The organism is Pseudomonas sp. St290 (assembly GCF_018325805.1).
GTDB lineage: Bacteria > Pseudomonadota > Gammaproteobacteria > Pseudomonadales > Pseudomonadaceae > Aquipseudomonas > Aquipseudomonas bijieensis.
In genome coordinates this window covers 1,913,860-1,931,655 of sequence record NZ_AP014703.1, presented here as the reverse complement: position 1 = coordinate 1,931,655, position 17,796 = coordinate 1,913,860, and the positions used below count along the sequence as shown (strand labels likewise).

Here is a 17,796-nt window from a genome sequence, read left to right as displayed (position 1 = left end):
TAACAGGCTCAAACCAAACCCAATGCCGTCAGCAACATATCGATCGCCTTGATCCCCACGAACGGCACCACGATCCCGCCCAGGCCATAGATCAACAGATTGCGCCGCAACAACGCCGCCGCGCTTGCCGCTTGCACTCGCACGCCGCGCAGGGCCAGGGGGATCAGCACGACGATGATCAAGGCATTGAAGACAATGGCCGACACGATCGCGCTCTGCGGGCTGCTCAGGTGCATCACGTTCAACACGCCGAGCTGTGGATAAATCGAGGCGAACAGCGCCGGCAGGATCGCGAAGTACTTGGCGATGTCATTGGCGATGGAAAAGGTGGTCAGCGCCCCACGGGTCACCAGTAGCTCCTTGCCGATCTGCACCACATCCAGCAGTTTGGTCGGGTCGCTGTCGAGATCGACCATGTTGGCCGCTTCCCGCGCGGCCTGGGTGCCGTCGTTCATCGCCATGCCGACATCGGCCTGGGCCAGGGCCGGGGCGTCGTTGGCACCGTCGCCGCACATCGCCACCAGCCGACCGTCATTCTGCTCATGACGGATGCGCGCCAGTTTTTTCTCCGGCGTGGCTTCTGCCAGTACGTCGTCGACACCCGCCTCGGCGGCAATCGCGGCGGCGGTCAACGGGTTGTCACCGGTGACCATCACCGTGCGAATCCCCAGCTTGCGCAGCTCGGCGAAACGCTCGCGGATGCCGGGCTTGACCACGTCCTTCAGATGAATGGCACCCAGCAGCCTGCCATCGGCACACACCAGCAATGGCGTGCCACCGCTCTGGGCAATCTTGTCGACTTCCCGGGCCAGCGCTGACGGCAACTCGGTTTTCGCCAGACCGATAAAGCTCAGCAGCGAATCCACGGCGCCCTTGCGGTAGATGCGGCCCTGATAGTCGACCCCGGACAAACGGGTTTCGGCACTGAACGGCACGGCCACCAATGCTTCGACGCCGGGCTCAGGCTGTGGATGCAAACCACGCAGGTATTCGACGATGGACCTGCCCTCGGCCGTGTCGTCAGCCAGCGAGGCGAACAACGCGCCTTCGGCCAGTTCCTTGGCACTCACACCGGGGGCGGCATAGACCGCCGTACAACGACGGTTGCCAAAGGTGATGGTGCCGGTCTTGTCCAGCATCAGCACATGCACATCCCCCGCCGCCTCGACCGCACGGCCGGATTTGGCGATCACGTTCAGGCGCACCAACCGGTCCATCCCGGCGATGCCGATGGCCGACAGCAGCCCGCCGATGGTAGTGGGAATCAAGGTGACCAGCAGCGCCACCAGAAACACCAGCGGCAGGCTGGCGTTGGCGAAATGGGCGAACGGTTGCAGCGTCACCACCACCAACAGGAAGATCAGCGTCAGGCCGATCAGCAGGATATCCAGCGCCACCTCGTTCGGGGTTTTCTGGCGCTTGGCGCCTTCGACCAAGGCGATCATGCGGTCCAGGGTGGACTCGCCGGGATTGCTGGTGATGCGCACCAGCAGCCAGTCGGAGACTAGCCGTGTATTACCGGTGACGGCCGAGCGATCACCGCCAGACTCGCGGATGACCGGCGCCGATTCGCCAGTGATCGCCGCCTCGTTGACCGCGGCGATGCCTTCGATCACTTCGCCGTCGCCGGGGATCATGTCGCCGGCCTCGACGCGCACCACATCGCCCTTGCGCAGACGGGTGGCGGGAATCATTTCAAACCCACTGGCGGTCTGGCGACGTGCCTGGAGGCCTTCGCTGCCAGCCTTGAGACTGTCGGCCCGGGCTTTGCCGCGGCCTTCGGCCAACGCTTCGGCGAAGTTGGCAAACAGCACGGTGAACCATAGCCACAGGGCAATTTGCGCAGCGACGAACGTCGGCACGGCACTGTCGGGGATGAAGCACAGCACGGTGGTGAGGATCGCGGTCAGCTCCACCACCAGCATCACCGGCGCGCGGTGCAACTGGCGTGGATCGAGCTTGACGAAGGCTTGTACCAACGCCGGCCGCCAGAGGGCCGACAGGTGGGTCTTCGGTTGTTCCGGTGCCTTGGCGGCGACGGTTTTGCTCATCGGCATATTCATTATCAGGTCCTCAGAAGCCCATGCTCAGGTGTTCGGCAATCGGCCCCAGTGCCAGGGTCGGCAGGAAGGTCAAGCCGCCCACCAGCACAATGGTCACGGTCAACAGGGTCACGAACAGCGGGCCGTGGGTTGGAAAGCTGTTCTGACCAATCGGCGCGGTCTTCTTCAAGGCCAGGCTGCCGGCCAACGCCAGCACCGGCAGGATGTAACCGAACCGACCAATCAACATGCCCAGGCCCAGCACCAGGTTGTGGAAGGGTGTGTTGGCGCCGAAACCACCGAATGCCGAACCGTTATTCGCCCCCGCCGAGGTGTAGGCGTACAACAACTGGCTGAAGCCATGGGCGCCCGGGTTACTCACGGCAGCGGCCGGCCCGGGCAGGCTCGCGGCGACAGCCCCCAACACCAGCACACTCACGGGCATCACCAGCAGGGTTGCCACCAGCAGTTGCACCTCCCGGGCGCCGAGCTTCTTGCCCAGATATTCAGGGGTGCGACCGATCATCAAGCCGGCCAGGAACACCGCGATCAGCACGTTCAGCAACATGCCGTAGAGCCCGGCGCCGACACCGCCAAAGATCACTTCGCCGACCATCATATTCACCAGTGACACCATGCCACTGAGCGGGTTGAGGCTGTCGTGCATGGCGTTGACCGAGCCGTTGGATGCCGCCGTGGTGGTCACCGACCACAGCACCGTGGCGGTGGTGCCGAAGCGTGTTTCCTTGCCTTCCAGCGGTGCGGTTTGCTCGACGGCCGCGTCATTCAGGGCCGGGTTGGGCTGGTATTCGGCCCACAGCGACGTGGCGCCGCCGATCAAGAACAGCACGAGCATGCAAGCGATGATCGCCCGGCTCTGGCGCTGGTCCTTGACGTAATGGCCGAAGGTGAACACCAGCGCGACGGGGATCAGGATAATCGAGACGACTTCAAACAGATTGCTCCAGGCCGTCGGGTTCTCGAACGGGTGCGCCGAGTTGACGCCGAAAAAACCGCCGCCGTTGGTACCTAGTTGCTTGATCGCGATCTGGCTGGCTGCCGGCCCCAGCGGAATGACTTGGTCGGCGCCCTGCATCGTGACGCTGTGCACGTAGTGCGCAAAGGTCTGCGGCACGCCCTGCCAGACCAGGAACAACGCCAGCAGCAGGCACAGCGGCAGCAGCCCGTAGAGGGTGGCGCGGGTCATGTCGACCCAGAAGTTACCCAGCGTCGCGGCGGACTTACGCCCGATTCCGCGACAAAGCGCCACCAGCACCGCCAGGCCGGTGGCGGCGCTGACAAAGTTCTGCACGGTCAGGCCGACCATCTGGCTCAGGTAGCTCAGGGACGCTTCACCGCTGTAGGACTGCCAGTTGGTGTTGGTCATGAAACTCACGGCCGTGTTGAAGGCCTGGGTCCATTCCATGCCGGGCAGTTGCTCGGTATTGAGGGGCAGATATCCTTGCAGCAGGAGAATCGCAAACAGCAATACAAAACCCGCCAGGTTGAACGCGAGCAAGGCCAGGGTGTATTTCTGCCAGCTCTGCTCAGCAGTGGGATCGACTCCCGCCAGGCGATAGCAACCGCGCTCCACCGGGCCGAGGATCGGTGAAAGCCAAGTGCGCTGGCCTTCCATCACCCGATAGTAAAAACGCCCCAGGAACGGTGCCGGAATCAGCACCAGGGCGAAAAAGGCGAGGATCAGCCCGTAGTCATAACCGTGCATAGCCGCTCCTAGTTCCGATCTGCGCGCAACAGCGCAACCAGCAGATAAATGAACAGCGCCACTGCCAGCAGCAGCGACACCCCGTCCAGAACATTCATGGGATTTCTCCGTGGTACGGCGTCGTGCCGTGTGTGGAGTGATTGTCGGCAGGGAGGCTGTAAAGGAACGAGATCGAGAGAGGGGGTGGGGGATAAAGAATCTGTAAAAAATGAACTTATGGCGTTGTTATGGCGGCGATCGGAAGGGCCTCTTCGCGAGCAAGCCCGCTCCCACACTGGACTTGCGGTGAGCAGTCGATTTCATCCACACCACAAATCCAGTGTGAGAGCGGGCTTGCTCGCGAAGGCGGCATCATCAGCGCCAACGCCCTCAACTGGCGCACAACAGGGGCACATCAAGCAAGGAACATCCCCGATACGACACGATTTCACCCATTACGACCGCCCTCGCCACACTGGCACGCCCACTGCACTGCCCTCTTCCAGCGCTTTTGCTATGGATCGAGGGGAGCCACCGATGAACACACAACTCAAACCCACCCTGGGCACCCTGCATTTATGGGGCATTGCCGTCGGCCTGGTGATTTCCGGCGAATATTTCGGCTGGAGCTACGGCTGGGGCGTGGCCGGGACACTGGGGTTCCTGGTGACGTCCTTCATGGTGGCGGCCATGTACACCTGCTTCATCTTCAGCTTCACCGAACTGACCACCGCCATTCCCCATGCCGGCGGACCGTTTGCCTACAGCCGACGGGCCTTTGGTGAAAAAGGCGGGTTGATCGCCGGGCTGGCGACGCTGATCGAATTCGTCTTCGCGCCGCCGGCCATTGCCCTGGCCATCGGCGCCTACCTGAACGTGCAGTTCCCGGCCCTGGACCCGAAACACGCGGCGGTCGGAGCCTATATCGTGTTCATGGGCCTGAACATCCTCGGGGTCAAATTGGCCGCGACGTTCGAGTTGATTGTCTGCGTACTGGCGGTGGCCGAGCTGCTGGTGTTCATGGGCGTCGTGGCCCCGGCGTTCAGCTTCAGCAGCTTCGCTCTGAACGGCTGGGCCGGTTCCGATACGTTCGGCGCGCCAGCCATCGCCGGAATGTTCGCCGCGATCCCCTTCGCGATCTGGTTCTTCCTGGCCATCGAAGGCGCGGCCATGGCCGCCGAAGAAGCCAAGGACCCGAAACGCACGATTCCCAAGGCCTACATCAGCGGCATCCTGACCCTGGTGGTCCTGGCCATGGGCGTGATGTTCTTCGCTGGCGGCGTTGGCGACTGGCGCACCCTGTCGAACATCAACGATCCGCTGCCCCAAGCCATGAAAACCGTGGTCGGCGAAAGCTCCGGCTGGTTGCACATGCTGGTGTGGATCGGCCTGTTCGGCCTGGTGGCGAGTTTCCACGGCATTATTCTTGGCTATTCGCGGCAATTCTTCGCCCTGGCCCGCGCCGGCTACCTGCCCGCCTCCCTCGCCAAATTGTCCCGTTTCCAGACCCCACACCGGGCCATCATCGCCGGTGGGCTGATCGGCATCGCAGCGATCTACAGCGACGGCCTGATCAACCTCGGCGGCATGACCCTGACCGCGGCGATGATCACCATGGCCGTGTTCGGCGCCATCGTCATGTACATCATGAGCATGCTCAGCCTGTTCAAGTTACGTAAAACCGAACCCAACCTGGAACGCACTTTCCGCGCACCGGGTTATCCGCTTGTACCCGGCGTCGCCCTGGTATTGGCCGTGGTTTGCCTGGTGGCGATGGCCTGGTTCAACGCCTTGATCGGGCTGATCTTCCTCGGCTTCATGGTGGTGGGTTTCGTCTACTTCATCCTCACCGCACAACTGCGTGCAGACGCTCCCGCCGACGCGATGCTGACCGGGCTTTGAGGTGAAGCCGGCCGAACGGGCGTAGTATTGAACCACTGCGAACAACCTTCGCTCATAAGTGGTAGGTGCGATGGATCGGCGAAATGTTCGTCCGTCCATCGCCCCCTCAAGGAGAGCCCTATGCCCTGGTATGCCTGGTTGATTCTGATTGTTGCAATCGGCTCGATCATTGGTGGTCTGATGATGTTGCGCGACACCGCCACCAAGGTCGAACTGACAGATGAACAGCGCAAGCGTGTTGCCGAGCGCAACGCGGAAATGGATGCGAAGGAGGCCAAGGATCGTTGAGCTATTACCTGTCCCGGCTACATAGTGCTTTTGTGGCGAGGGAGCTTGCTCCCGCTGGGGCGCGAAGCGGCCCTAAACCTGCTGGCGCGGAGTGTCAGGCTAATCGGGTTTTAGCCGTTGGGGCTGCTACGCAGCCCAGCGGGAGCAAGCTCCCTCGCCACAAAAAGCCCGCGCCTTCGGCTTCACTTTTCCCAATCCGCCTTGGCGATATGCAAGCCATGCAACCCCTTGTACGCCGCCCGCTCAGGCTGGCTCCAGCCTTGCAGCAATGATTCCTCCAGCCGATAGATCTCCACTCCCAGCGGACGACAGACGCTGAGTGGATCCTGTGCATCCGGCCCCCACATCGCCAACGACAGGTCACCACCCGGGCAGGTGGACAGGGCACACAACAGATCAATCTCGGCAAAGAATTCCAGGTAATCACCCTTCTGCGCCGGACAGGCCTTCATGAAGTACATGTCGTCATGATTGAGGCCCGTGCACTGGAAAATATTCAGTACGTCATGCACATCGAACTCCGTCAGGCCGTGGGGCAGCACCGCGCGGGTCAGGTTCGAGTGGCAATGATGGTGAAAGTCCTCCTCGGTGAGCATCCGGTTCACATACGGATCACAGCGCGTGCCCAGCAGATCGTGCAATCGTCCGCCATGCTCATCGATGCCGTAGCCGGCCAGACTGTCATCGGTGATGGTCACTAATGGCCGCAGGAATGGCAGGTTCGACCACAACCGATCATGGGTGCTGACATGGGCACCCTGAAGTTGGCGCGTACGCGCCGCCCACAGGCGTTCCCGCGGATCATGAGCGTTCCAGACGTTGAAGTCTCCCACCTGCGGGCCCACCGGTGTGGTGACGCGGAATACATGCCCGGCGGGTACGTGCCAGGCGCGGCCGGTACGGATCGGCACTTCGAACTGCTCAATCAGCGTGCGCTTGTCCTGCTGGGTGCGGATGCGGTCGTAGAAGGGTTTGTCCACCTGCAGGGCTGAGCCTTTGCTGACCTGGTAGGCGGCTGGGTAGTCTTTGTACATGGCGCGGATCCTTGATCAGTGGTGAGGGGTGGGCGTCAGCAACTGCAAAAGCAGTCGCTCGGAATCGTCGAGGTAAAGGCTCATGGCTTCGTGAGCCGCAAGCTTGTCGCCTTCGGCCAGCCAATCATGGATACGTCGATCACGGGCCAGCCACGGTGCCTGGAAACGCGCCTCATCAGGCGCGGAGCTAAATACCAGACGCAGTTGCGCGACCACATTGGTGAAAAACTCATCCAGCAGCGGACTGCGCATCAATCCAACGATGTGCTGATGAAAGGCCAGCCCATGGGTACCGACCGAACGCCAGTCCTCACGCTCGCGAGCCAAATCCGCAGCCTCGAGGGCTTCGAGCATCCGGTCGGATTGATACTCACGCAATGGTTGGCTGCCCAGGATGGCTTGCAGTTCCAGGGTGCGACGGACCTTGAACAGATCTCGCACGTCATCGACACCTAACCTGCGGACCATCACTCCTTTGTTGCGCACGTAACGGGTCAACCCTTCCTGGCCCAGGCGGTGTAACGCTTCGCGGATGGTGTTGCGCGAGGCGTTGTAGGCCGAGACCAGGTTGTTCTCCACCAATGCCATGCCTGGCAGCAGGCGACCGTTGATGATGTCGGCGCGCAGCTCCAAGGTAATGTGGTCAGCGAGGGAGAGTGTGTTGATCATGAAATGGAAACCTCAGATTGTTGAACAATCGATTGGCTGTAGGTAATCATTATTTGTGCCAAAGGGAGGCGCTTGCAGAATTCGTCCAGGATTTGCATCCACCAGAAAGCAAAAAGGCCAGTCAATTCGACCGGCCTCCTTCAATCACAAACTCAATTCACTTCCAGCTTGTCACGGTTCCTGTCGAGAATCGCCTTGCCGATTCCCTTGACCTCCAATAATTCTTCTACCGAAGAGAACGGCCCATTACTCTCCCGATACGCAACAATTGCTTCAGCCTTGCCCTTGCCTATCCCTGACAGCTCGCGCTGCAGAGTTGCAGCATCCGCCCCGTTCAAATCGACCTTGGTACTCTGCGTTTTGGCTGGCTGCTCCAATACCTGCGGCGTAGCGATAGGCTCGGATTTGACCGCGGGAGCGGCTATAGCCGCAATCGAGGCGCTGGTCAGAAGGGTAAAAATCAGAGAGTAGAAATAGCCTGTACGCATAAATGACGCTCCATGACATCGTTAAAGGAGAGAAGCAGCTTTTCCGAAGCTGCTTCTCAAACTTAGGCGATGATGTATCGCTGTCAAAAATGTGTACGTTACAGCGTATGTAACAATCAGGGTTCGAGACGGCGTTGCTGACTCATCCAGTCGACAATTTCGCCATCAGGCGCATAGCCATTGACCGTCTCGCGCAACAACTGACGCACCCGTCCATAATCGTCAGCCTCAATGGCACTGAGAAGGTCATTAAGTTTCAGCTTTAAAACGTCCCAAGGCAGATGGTCCTCACGGGCCGCCATGATCATGGGATGATCAGTCGCAGCGACATTATCTCCGATCAACAGTTCTTCATACAGTTTTTCACCGGGCCGCAGACCGGTGAACTCAATGGAGATATCACCCTGGGGATTACGTTCTGAACGAATGCTCAAGCCTGACAGGTGAATCATTTTCTCGGCCAGCTCGACAATCTTCACCGGCTCCCCCATATCCAGCATAAACACATCCCCGCCCTGCCCCATCGAACCGGCCTGAATCACCAGCTGTGCAGCTTCAGGGATAGTCATGAAGTATCGGGTGATTTTCGGATGAGTGACCGTCAGAGGCCCGCCAGCTTTGATCTGGCGATGAAATAGAGGAATGACCGAGCCGGATGAGCCCAGAACATTGCCAAAACGAACCATTGTGAAACGGGTTTTGTTTACCCGCGAAATATTGGTCGCGTCGCCAAATAGCACCGGAGCAACTTCTCTACTCAAAGCTTGAAGGGTTAACTCGGCCAAACGCTTAGTACTGCCCATGACATTCGTCGGCCTTACGGCCTTGTCCGAGGAAATCAACACAAAGTTGGAAACACCCGACTGCAAGGCTGCCTGAGCAGTGTTAAGCGTACCGATGACATTATTTAACATACCCTCGGCAATATTGTGCTCGATCATGGGCACATGTTTGTAGGCAGCGGCATGATAAACCGTATCAACTTTCCAGGTTTTCATCACATCAAGCAGTTTCTCTTGATGACGGATGGATCCTAGAATGGGTAACAGCTTGACCGACATAGCTTGCTGACAGGCAGGCGGCTCCAGCTCAGAAAGAATGCTATAGAGATTGAACTCACTGTGTTCGAACAGCAAAAGCGTGCTTGGTCCCAAGGAAAAAATTTGCCGGCATAATTCCGAACCAATCGACCCGCCTGCCCCCGTCACCATCACCGTCTTGCCCTTGATACAGCGCTCGAGCAAATTGGTCTGCGCTGGTACGGCGTCGCGGCCGAGCAAGTCTGCAATATCCACTTCTTGGATATCATCCACTTTCACCCGTCCACTGGCCAAATCCATGAAATTCGGCACGCTACGAACGTGAAGCGGAAAACCTTCCAACAAGCTCAGAATCTCCCTGCGACGCGCACGAGTAGATGAAGGTAGGGCCAAAAGGATTTCCTGAGCACCAGTGACATTGATCATCCTTTGGATATGCTTGGGCTTGTAAACCTGGAGGCCCGAGATAGAGCGATAAGCGATACTTGGATCGTCGTCGATGAATGCAACGGGACGCATCATTCGGCCCATGCGCAACGCAGCAACCAACTGATTACCCGCCACACCCGCACCATAGATGGCAACTTTGGTCAGACCATCATCGCGACTGGTGAACGGTACGTGCTGAGCAGCAGCAAACCAGTCGCCCATGAAGTATTGGCGCATACACAGACGCAGCCCGCCGATGATCAGCAAGCTCAGCCACCAATAAATGAAGATGATGGAGCGTGGGACAAGAGCTTGGTGGTTGCTGTACCAATAGACGACAACAGTCAGGATCAGAGATGAAAGACTCACCGCCTTGACGATGGTGATCAGCGCATCATTTCCGAAATAGCGCATGACGGCGCGATACATGCCCAAGCGTATGAAAAGCGGGATGGAGACAAGTGGAGCAAAGATGAAAAGCCACAAATGAACCCGAACGGGGTTATACATGTCATCAATGCCAAGACGGATCATGAATGCCAGCAACAAAGCAAGCCACACCAACACCGTGTCGGTGGCAACCTGGATCAATCGTTTTTGCCACCAGCGAAGCCCAAGCAAATACGTTCTGACTTTATCCATATCCGCCCGTCACCTGTAATTTCCGCTATTCTGGCTGACCCGCCCGGTACTTAATTACCAATAAAATCAATGGGATATAAGCCAAGGCGATACCCCCGACACCATTCAGTTTGTAATGAACCACACAAAACGCAATCGGCAGTAGCCAAAACAGATTGATAAGGCCTACCGCCAAGGTTACGGGCAGATGCTTGCCATATCGACGCGAAGCAAATTGATAAGCGTGAGCCCGATGTGCTTCGTAAACTTTTTCCCCCCGAACCAAACGACGTAGCAGCGTAAACGTCGCATCCACGATGAAAATGCCTAACAGTATCAACCAGCCCCAAAACAGGCTGAGCGAAACCCAGGCAGCCTGAAGCGTCAGCATACCGATCACCAACCCCAAAAAACCACTACCAGCATCCCCCATGAAGATCTTTGCCGGTGGAAAGTTCCAACAGAGGAACCCTGAAACACAAGCCGCCAGCAAAATCGGGGACCAAATTTGATCCGGCGTATTGTTCAGCCAATACAATAGACAAGCGCCAAGGCAGGCTGTCACTGCTTCAACACCGGCGATGCCATCGATGCCGTCCATGAAATTGTACAAATTGATCATCCAGACCAGGTATATCACCGCCAGCAGACAACCGTACCAACCCAGCTCAATGCTGACACCAAACACGTTGATAGCCGGTAATCCTCCGAGCCAGTAAATTCCCCAGATCGCCGACAGAAAATGCGCCAGCAACCGCCATCGCGCGGCAACATGCCCACGATCGTCGAGAAAACCAATAACAGCGGTTAGCGCTCCGGCGCCCACAAGAGCCAAAAAAAATGTCCGAGCTAGCAGGCCTCCCATAGACAGAACTACCAACGCTCCGAGAAACGTCAGTACGATCGCCAGCCCGCCACCACGCGGCATGGCTACCGAGTGGGAACTGCGGTCATTAGGGACATCCAGCACACGATTTGAAAGAGCGTAGCGGCGCCAAATGGCAGTAAGCGCATAGGAAAGGCCGAACAGTACCGGAATGAGCCACCAATAATTCATCGTTTGCGGGACTCCAATAATGTCCTCCCCATCGCCGGATCAAAGGTCGGATTCACAACGGATGGATGGTCGGAGCAAGACACTGGGGCAGATTTGCTCCTACAATCCAAAAGTCAGACGATCACATTATCTGTTTCAATAGTGGTTGAGATTTTAGGTATCCCGAAAATTCTGAAATCCCATGGTTCGTAAGATGTTGCAGGTCAAACAGTAACGGATCCCCGTATCGGTTATCAACCCACAGCCTACACTGCTCGGCGGGGCAGAAAAAATCCAACACATTGACAAAAAAGACATTATGCTTTTCAGCCATCTTGCGGGCATCATTGGCGAGATCCTGATAACTCCAGCGAATAATGTTTTTATTATCCGCAGGGTAGAATAGAGGTACAGATTGACCATCAGGCAAGGATTTTATGTAGTCCGCCGAGTTCATACCTAACAGCGGCGCCACCCCCAGCATGATCACATTACTAGTTACGGATTTTGCCGCCAACAATCCAGACTCTACATCTATCCATTCCCGCGGCCGGTACTGGAAATTTATTACAATTGCTTTTATATCTATTGCACTCGCAACGCGCTTCAGCAACTCTTCCAATTGTGGAAAGCACTTAGCCTTAACATCCCCCGGCGGGCAACTTGACTGGTGAAGCATTATAAAATTCGTACCCGGAAACGCCCTTCTTAACGCATGCAAAGTGTCTCTTCCGACACTATCCCCCATAACAAGAACGTTTTCCGCCTTGGCTTGAGATATCAAACACTGAAATAAACGCTCAATCGTATTACCCTGATCATAACTACATGTCCAGCCGCTATGAATTTTAGGATCATATTGCGAAATTCTACCATGGAAATTTACATTTAAATCTTTCATATAAATGGCAGTTTCTTCCTCAATCCGAGAAAGCATAGTCGCCTTGTCACCATTGTATAACTTGGCACGAGTCTCAGTAAACGCAGACAATTGAATTGCGGCAAACTTCGGAGTTGAACCCACATACACGAGTGCTGCGGCCCCAATCAAGAAGGTTGCTGCCATTGCGTACGCTTGGCGCGTTGATCCGATAACAATTTTCTTCCTGACTGGCTGCTCGATGAGAAAATACGAAGCTAGCGCCAGTACAAAGGCAATTAAGAGACCAACAGACAGTTCCCCCAAGGTAGCTGCAGGTTTACCTGTGCGGATTGCAACGAGGATAGGCCAGTGCCATAGATATAGTGAATAAGAAACTAAACCGACCCAAACGAAAGGTCTAGACTTCAGTACAACAGAGACTACTCTTCCGCGTCCTTGAGCAGCAATTATAAGCGCAGTTCCAACCGTCGGAAGCAATGCCGTCGCCCCTGGAAAAATAGTATCTTTAGAGTAGGTGAACGCCGATACCAAAATCAGCGATAATCCTATGACCTCTAAAGCATCAACAGCTAATATCCTACGAGGTGCCCGCACCGCGGAGATAGCAAGTATTGCTCCGACTAGAAGCTCCCAAAATCTTGCTAAGGAGCTGTAAAAAGCAGTTTCCCGCTCAAACTCCTCGATTAGATATATCGAGTATATGAGTGAAATAAGCGCAAGGAAGATACTGATAGAGAGTAGACGCTTGCGATTTAATTTACATGCTGCCAGCAAAAGTATAGGAAAAACAAAATAAAACTGCTCCTCAACAGACAGAGACCATATATGAAGCAGCGGGGTTAGTTCCCCTGGACCGTCAAAATAAGAAACCTCTGACAAGAAGAACCAATTAGAAACAAAGCCAAGCGCAGCATACACGCTACGGCAAAAGTCACTAAACTGCTGATCATTGAAAAGAAAAAATGAAAAAAACCATGCTGCGATAAAAACCGGAATGAGGGGTGGCAGTAGACGACGAGCACGACGCTCATAGAAGTTCGAAAATGAGAACTTTCCGTCATCCATCTCTTTTACAATCATGGATGTAATCAAATAGCCAGAGATGACAAAGAAAACATCTACACCTACAAAACCTCCCGGTACGAAACTAAAGCCCGCATGGAAGAGTACAACACTGACCACCGCTATCGCCCGCAGTCCGTCAATCTCCGACCTGTAACCAATCATTCTACCGCCGACTCCTTTAGTATGGCACCTGCTCCCACGGTCAGATGCATGATTCCCAAGAAACCGCCGCGCTCACGAGAAAAAATGAAATGGCGTGGACGGTATGGGGGGACCATTCATGATGGCCGTGCTCCGTCTCCGCTATCCCCTAGATGAACTATCCAATGCAAATTCTTTGGATCTAGTTTTCACTGCTAGCAAAATTGCGACAGGTAACCAAAATACGGTCCAGTAACTTCCTGGACGGGTGAAGATGCGTTCGACGTCGGTCAACATCACGATCAAAGCGTACACAAGCGCTGGAAATGCCAATCGAACCCAAGGATTGCTTCGGCAGCACCAAGCTTTATAACACACACCAAACAAGCCTGTACCCAGCATCACTATTGACACCAAACCACTATCATATATCTGTTGAAGATAAAGGCTATGAGCATGGGGCGAAGAAGTTTTACCGTCGGGCCAATCATAATTAAATGGAGTTCCCAAGCCGTATCCAAATGTCCAATGCTCTCGCATCACAGCAAAGTAGTAATCCCAAATTGGGCCCCTACCGGACAATTGACGCTTAAATAACTCATTGAGTAAGTGCTCCCACCAAACAACAGTCGCAACAACTACCACAATGGAACACAAGCCCAAAACCCACCAACCTCTCCGAGAATTTTGCAGCAGCACGGCAACAAAACAACCTACGCCTAGACCGATCCACGCACCACGGGCATATGTCAGAAGCACATACAGCACCAACACAACAAAAGCCAAAAACCAAAACAGAGCCTTACGCAGACTAGTACGTTGACCTATAGTAACCCCGAAGACCCATATAGCTATTGCCCCATGAAAAATGCCAGCAGCCACTGGATATCGATAGTTTGCAAACTCTCCAATACCTAAACGATCAACACGAAAAGCCCGGTAGGACAGCGGACGATCAAGCCATCCAAATTGATAAACCAGTGTCGCTAGAGCGCCCAATGAAACGAGCAATATGCCGGCTAACAGAGCCCTACGAAGTAAGGCTTCGCCTCTATCCATAAGCAAGAACACGGCAAGCAGAAACAAGGCGATAAAAAGGCCTCGCTTAGCAAAAGAGAGAGGGCTTGTTTCCGAGTTGCTCGCCCATATACTACTTAACGCTCCCCACACTAGAAACGCAACCCAAGGTAGGTACTGGATCTCTAGTCGCACCCGGCTTCGGCTTAAAACTGCACAGACTGAAAAAATCAATGCTGGAAGCAATAACCAAAGATATATCTGCGTATTTCGTGCACTTCCTGAAACCATCCAAACCATACCACTTATTTGGATGAATAGTCCTATCGCCAGCGCCCAAAGCAAAACGACCTGCCACTTAGCGCTAACAGAACTTCCGGCAACAAGCCGAACACCATTCACCATAATAATACCTTTATTCAAAAAGCTCAAAATGCGTTCTTATTGACAAAACCTTTGAATACCGTGAGAAAAATTATTTTCATGTCTATCCACAAAGACCAATTGTCGATATACCACAGGTCATATTCAACGCGCTTTTGCATCTTATCCAAAGTATCCGTTTCACCTCGATAGCCACTAACCTGTGCCCAGCCGGTGATGCCTGGTTTGACCTTGTGCCGTTGCATATATGATTCAACTAAATCTTTGTAATATTCATTATGAGCCAACGCATGAGGTCGCGGCCCGACGATAGACATACGACCTTGTAGAACGTTAAAAAACTGAGGTAACTCGTCAAGGCTAGTTCGTCTTAAAAATGCTCCAATACGCGTCACTCGGCTATCGTTGCGAGAGGCCTGTGTCACGTCGCCGCCACTTTCATTATGAACGACCATTGAACGAAATTTGTAAACCTTAAAGTGTTTACCATTGATCCCCATACGGTATTGCTTAAATAAAATGGGTCCTGGCGAGCTTAATTTAATCGCGACACCTATTAACAAACACAATGGAAATATTAATAAGCTGATCAAACCACCAATCACTAAATCCTCAAGTCGCTTCAGTACCTGTGCCGGCCCGTCGATAGGGCTGCAGCTCAAGTCCAGGGAGTAAAGGCCAGCAATATGGCTTACCCGGTGATTAAGTAGTCTAATATCTCCCCATTCGGGAATAAAACGCACAGCAACCGTGTGGTGGCGTAGAGCGTAAAGAATTGAGCGTATCGCTCCTCCCTCGCTAAGCGGTAAACATAGCCAAACTTCATGCACACTGTGCTGATCTACCCTTTCAGCCAGGCACTTTAACCAGTCTTCATCAGGGCTGTACTTAAGATTCGTTGCGACTCTAAAACCGTACCCGTCCAATGCTCGCCCGCTACGTAGCTGCCCTGCGGACTCGCCTCCCGAGTCAACCAGCAATACTGTCTTCAAGTTCATCCCAGAAGAACGTAAGCGGCGCAATAGTAGATATACCGCCAAACGCAGCAACAGGCACAGAACACCACCGGTAACTAGCATCAAAGAAAACCAAATTCTGGAATAGTTATCTGACACTTTAAGGAAGAACGACAATGATAGAAGGATTCCGGCGGCCGAGCACCAACAAACCAATAACACACCTAATTGTCGCCAGAATGTATATCCCCGTTGCGAACCGTAGACCCCGCCGGAGGCCATACAAACCACTACAACAATCGCAGTAATCATGGTTGCGGTATTATACCGCCCCATCATGTCAAAGGTGCTAAAACGGTACTCATGGGCCACCAGCCCTGCGGCGATTACAATGAGCATATCCAGCAGTGCCACAAAAAAAGGCACAGGATAACGCTCCGCAAAGGTAGGCTGATAGCGATGAATGACTTGCATGTCCTTTACACAATCTCCGAGGTTATAGGGACCGAATAGCGAATACTAAAGCTCGACAAGCTTAATATCCAAATAAAAACAAAAAAATATCGGCACCAGCATTTTACCTAACAAGATATGGATAGGATTGCAAACCTAAAAATGCTACCCAATGCTCCATTCGGGCTCATTTAGGCTTGACACGCCCGTATTTGTCTTCCAAACGTACAATATCGTCCTCACCCAGATAGGATCCAGATTGCACCTCAATGAGCTCGAGCGGGATAACGCCCGGATTCTCAAGAGCATGAACCTGACCTATTGGTATGTAGGTCGACTGATTCTCAGTGACCAAGTAGGTTTTTTCACCATTGGTAACCCGCGCAGTCCCGCTCACCACGATCCAATGCTCCGCACGGTGGTGATGCAGCTGAACAGAAAGCTTCGCGCCTGGGTTGACAGTAATACGCTTGACCTGATAGCGGGCCCCATTATCGATGCAATCGTAAGCCCCCCAAGGGCGATAGACCTCACGGTGGTTGGCATGCTCGTGACGCTTTATGCTTTTTAGTTGCTCGACTATCTTCTTGACATCCTGCACATGACTTTTCTGGGTTACCAAGACTGCATCCTTGGTTTCCACTATTACAATGTCAGTTACGCCCACCGCAGCAACCAGGCGATGTTCAGCATACACGTAACTACTACTGATACCCTCATGAAGCACATCACCAACAAAGACATTTCCATTACTGTCCTTCGGGTTAACATCCCAAAGCGCAGACCACGAGCCAATATCACTCCAGCCGGCCTCCAGAGGCACCATGACTGCATCGGCAGTCTGTTCCATCACAGCGTAGTCAATCGAGTCGTCAGGGCACTTCATGAACGACTCAGCATTAACCCGAGTAAAGTACATGTCCTGTTCGCCCCCCGCGAGAGCTTCACGACAGGCAATAACAATTTCTGGTCGATGTAACGTAAGCTCTTCCAAATAGCGGCTAGCACGAAACATGAACATACCGCTATTCCAAAAATAGTTCCCGGAAGCAATATAACTCTCAGCAGTTTGTAGATCGGGCTTCTCCACAAAACGGCTGACCCTATATCCGTTTTGTCCGACCGATTTACCCCTCTCTATATAGCCATAGCCCGTTTCTGGGCAAGTCGGAACCACGCCAAAGGTAACTAATTTACCCGCCTTAGCGAAAGCCAAGGCGGCCTGAACACTTGAGTGAAAAGCTTGAACATCTTGAATGAGATGGTCAGCTGCCAGTACGAATAGTATCGGATCCTCCTCATTACTTAGCGCTTGCAACGCAGCCAACGCAATTGCCGGAGCTGTATTCCGTCCAACGGGCTCAAGAATAATATTGGCTTGCTCCATCCCTAGCTCACGCAACTGCTCGGCAGCGAGAAATCGATGCTGCTCGTTACATATCAAGCGAGGCTCTGCGGCCGCCAAACCTTCAAGTCGCTTAATCGTCTCTTGCAGCATCGAATACTCAGAGTTAACGAGCGGTAAAAATTGCTTAGGTTTGAGTTGCCGAGATAGCGGCCAAAGGCGCGAGCCTGACCCACCAGCCATAATTATGGGATACAACATAAAAATACACCTTATATAATAATTATCATGCTAATGG

At 54.2% G+C, this 17,796-nt stretch carries 14 protein-coding genes; 2 read left to right on the top strand and 12 right to left on the bottom strand.

Translation table 11 applies throughout. From position 1 onward, the window contains the following. Positions 1–8 precede the first annotated feature (8 nt). The 3 genes from kdpB to kdpF are packed head-to-tail and all read right to left on the bottom strand — an operon-like array spanning position 9 to position 3,866. Entirely contained in the window at positions 9–2,063 is a 2,055-nt protein-coding gene (kdpB, locus tag PBDP_RS08470; protein WP_212802088.1) for a potassium-transporting ATPase subunit KdpB, read from the bottom strand. A gap of 10 nt (positions 2,064–2,073) precedes the next feature. Continuing rightward, positions 2,074–3,768, bottom strand: coding sequence for a potassium-transporting ATPase subunit KdpA (gene kdpA / locus PBDP_RS08465; protein ID WP_212802087.1), 1,695 nt, complete (start codon positions 3,766–3,768; stop codon positions 2,074–2,076). An 8-nt stretch (positions 3,769–3,776) separates the two neighbouring features. Beyond that, positions 3,777–3,866, bottom strand: coding sequence for a K(+)-transporting ATPase subunit F (gene kdpF / locus PBDP_RS08460; protein ID WP_033033323.1), 90 nt, complete (start codon positions 3,864–3,866; stop codon positions 3,777–3,779). 418 nt (positions 3,867–4,284) lie between these two features. Here kdpF and eat point away from each other — a divergent pair, with 418 nt between their 5' ends. Both eat and PBDP_RS08450 read left to right on the top strand, forming a co-directional pair. Further along, the gene (gene eat, locus PBDP_RS08455; protein WP_109751420.1) at positions 4,285–5,649 is read left to right on the top strand and encodes an ethanolamine permease; all 1,365 of its coding nucleotides are present in this window, start codon (positions 4,285–4,287) and stop codon (positions 5,647–5,649) included. Positions 5,650–5,769: 120 nt separating this feature from the next. After that, positions 5,770–5,937, top strand: coding sequence for a DUF2897 family protein (locus PBDP_RS08450; RefSeq protein ID WP_212802086.1), 168 nt, complete (start codon positions 5,770–5,772; stop codon positions 5,935–5,937). Positions 5,938–6,119: 182 nt separating this feature from the next. Here the strand turns inward: PBDP_RS08450 and PBDP_RS08445 are convergent, their stop codons facing one another. From PBDP_RS08445 to PBDP_RS08405, 9 genes are all read right to left on the bottom strand, one after another. After that, positions 6,120–6,971, bottom strand: a complete 852-nt coding sequence (locus PBDP_RS08445) for an urea carboxylase-associated family protein (protein WP_212802085.1) — start codon at positions 6,969–6,971, stop codon at positions 6,120–6,122. A gap of 15 nt (positions 6,972–6,986) precedes the next feature. Next, complete coding sequence (locus tag PBDP_RS08440; RefSeq protein WP_212802084.1) at positions 6,987–7,640, bottom strand: GntR family transcriptional regulator; 654 nt, start codon at positions 7,638–7,640, stop codon at positions 6,987–6,989. Positions 7,641–7,792: 152 nt separating this feature from the next. Continuing rightward, on the bottom strand, positions 7,793–8,128 hold the full coding sequence (locus tag PBDP_RS08435; protein ID WP_212802083.1) for a ComEA family DNA-binding protein: 336 nt from the start codon (positions 8,126–8,128) through the stop codon (positions 7,793–7,795). 116 nt (positions 8,129–8,244) lie between these two features. Further along, positions 8,245–10,239, bottom strand: coding sequence for a polysaccharide biosynthesis protein (locus PBDP_RS08430; protein WP_212802082.1), 1,995 nt, complete (start codon positions 10,237–10,239; stop codon positions 8,245–8,247). A 25-nt stretch (positions 10,240–10,264) separates the two neighbouring features. Next, on the bottom strand, positions 10,265–11,275 hold the full coding sequence (locus PBDP_RS08425) for an MraY family glycosyltransferase (protein WP_212802081.1): 1,011 nt from the start codon (positions 11,273–11,275) through the stop codon (positions 10,265–10,267). A 121-nt stretch (positions 11,276–11,396) separates the two neighbouring features. After that, entirely contained in the window at positions 11,397–13,364 is a 1,968-nt protein-coding gene (locus tag PBDP_RS08420) for an acyltransferase family protein (protein ID WP_212802080.1), read from the bottom strand. A gap of 141 nt (positions 13,365–13,505) precedes the next feature. Continuing rightward, positions 13,506–14,792 (bottom strand): O-antigen ligase family protein, encoded by a 1,287-nt coding sequence (locus PBDP_RS08415; protein ID WP_212802079.1) that lies wholly within the window; start codon positions 14,790–14,792, stop codon positions 13,506–13,508. Further along, positions 14,789–16,174 carry an undecaprenyl-phosphate glucose phosphotransferase gene (locus PBDP_RS08410; RefSeq protein ID WP_249411843.1) on the bottom strand — a complete coding sequence of 462 codons (1,386 nt, stop codon included), beginning with the start codon at positions 16,172–16,174 and terminating at the stop codon, positions 14,789–14,791. Before PBDP_RS08410 ends, PBDP_RS08415 begins: the two co-directional genes overlap by 4 nt. 166 nt (positions 16,175–16,340) lie before the next feature. Then, positions 16,341–17,759 carry a mannose-1-phosphate guanylyltransferase/mannose-6-phosphate isomerase gene (locus PBDP_RS08405; RefSeq protein ID WP_212802078.1) on the bottom strand — a complete coding sequence of 473 codons (1,419 nt, stop codon included), beginning with the start codon at positions 17,757–17,759 and terminating at the stop codon, positions 16,341–16,343. Positions 17,760–17,796: the final 37 nt, after the last annotated feature.

What these genes read in the sequence shown, in the direction of transcription:
- PBDP_RS08410 (WP_249411843.1), bottom strand. Translation starts at nt 16,174, where the DNA reads ATGCAAGTCATTCATCGCTATCAGCCTACCTTTGCGGAGCGTTATCCT.
- PBDP_RS08435 (WP_212802083.1), bottom strand. Translation starts at nt 8,128, where the DNA reads ATGCGTACAGGCTATTTCTACTCTCTGATTTTTACCCTTCTGACCAGC.
- PBDP_RS08420 (WP_212802080.1), bottom strand. Translation starts at nt 13,364, where the DNA reads ATGATTGGTTACAGGTCGGAGATTGACGGACTGCGGGCGATAGCGGTG.
- kdpF (WP_033033323.1), bottom strand. Translation starts at nt 3,866, where the DNA reads ATGAATGTTCTGGACGGGGTGTCGCTGCTGCTGGCAGTGGCGCTGTTC.
- PBDP_RS08405 (WP_212802078.1), bottom strand. Translation starts at nt 17,759, where the DNA reads ATGTTGTATCCCATAATTATGGCTGGTGGGTCAGGCTCGCGCCTTTGG.
- kdpA (WP_212802087.1), bottom strand. Translation starts at nt 3,768, where the DNA reads ATGCACGGTTATGACTACGGGCTGATCCTCGCCTTTTTCGCCCTGGTG.
- eat (WP_109751420.1), top strand. Translation starts at nt 4,285, where the DNA reads ATGAACACACAACTCAAACCCACCCTGGGCACCCTGCATTTATGGGGC.
- PBDP_RS08425 (WP_212802081.1), bottom strand. Translation starts at nt 11,275, where the DNA reads ATGAATTATTGGTGGCTCATTCCGGTACTGTTCGGCCTTTCCTATGCG.
- PBDP_RS08430 (WP_212802082.1), bottom strand. Translation starts at nt 10,239, where the DNA reads ATGGATAAAGTCAGAACGTATTTGCTTGGGCTTCGCTGGTGGCAAAAA.
- PBDP_RS08440 (WP_212802084.1), bottom strand. Translation starts at nt 7,640, where the DNA reads ATGATCAACACACTCTCCCTCGCTGACCACATTACCTTGGAGCTGCGC.
- PBDP_RS08450 (WP_212802086.1), top strand. Translation starts at nt 5,770, where the DNA reads ATGCCCTGGTATGCCTGGTTGATTCTGATTGTTGCAATCGGCTCGATC.
- kdpB (WP_212802088.1), bottom strand. Translation starts at nt 2,063, where the DNA reads ATGAATATGCCGATGAGCAAAACCGTCGCCGCCAAGGCACCGGAACAA.
- PBDP_RS08445 (WP_212802085.1), bottom strand. Translation starts at nt 6,971, where the DNA reads ATGTACAAAGACTACCCAGCCGCCTACCAGGTCAGCAAAGGCTCAGCC.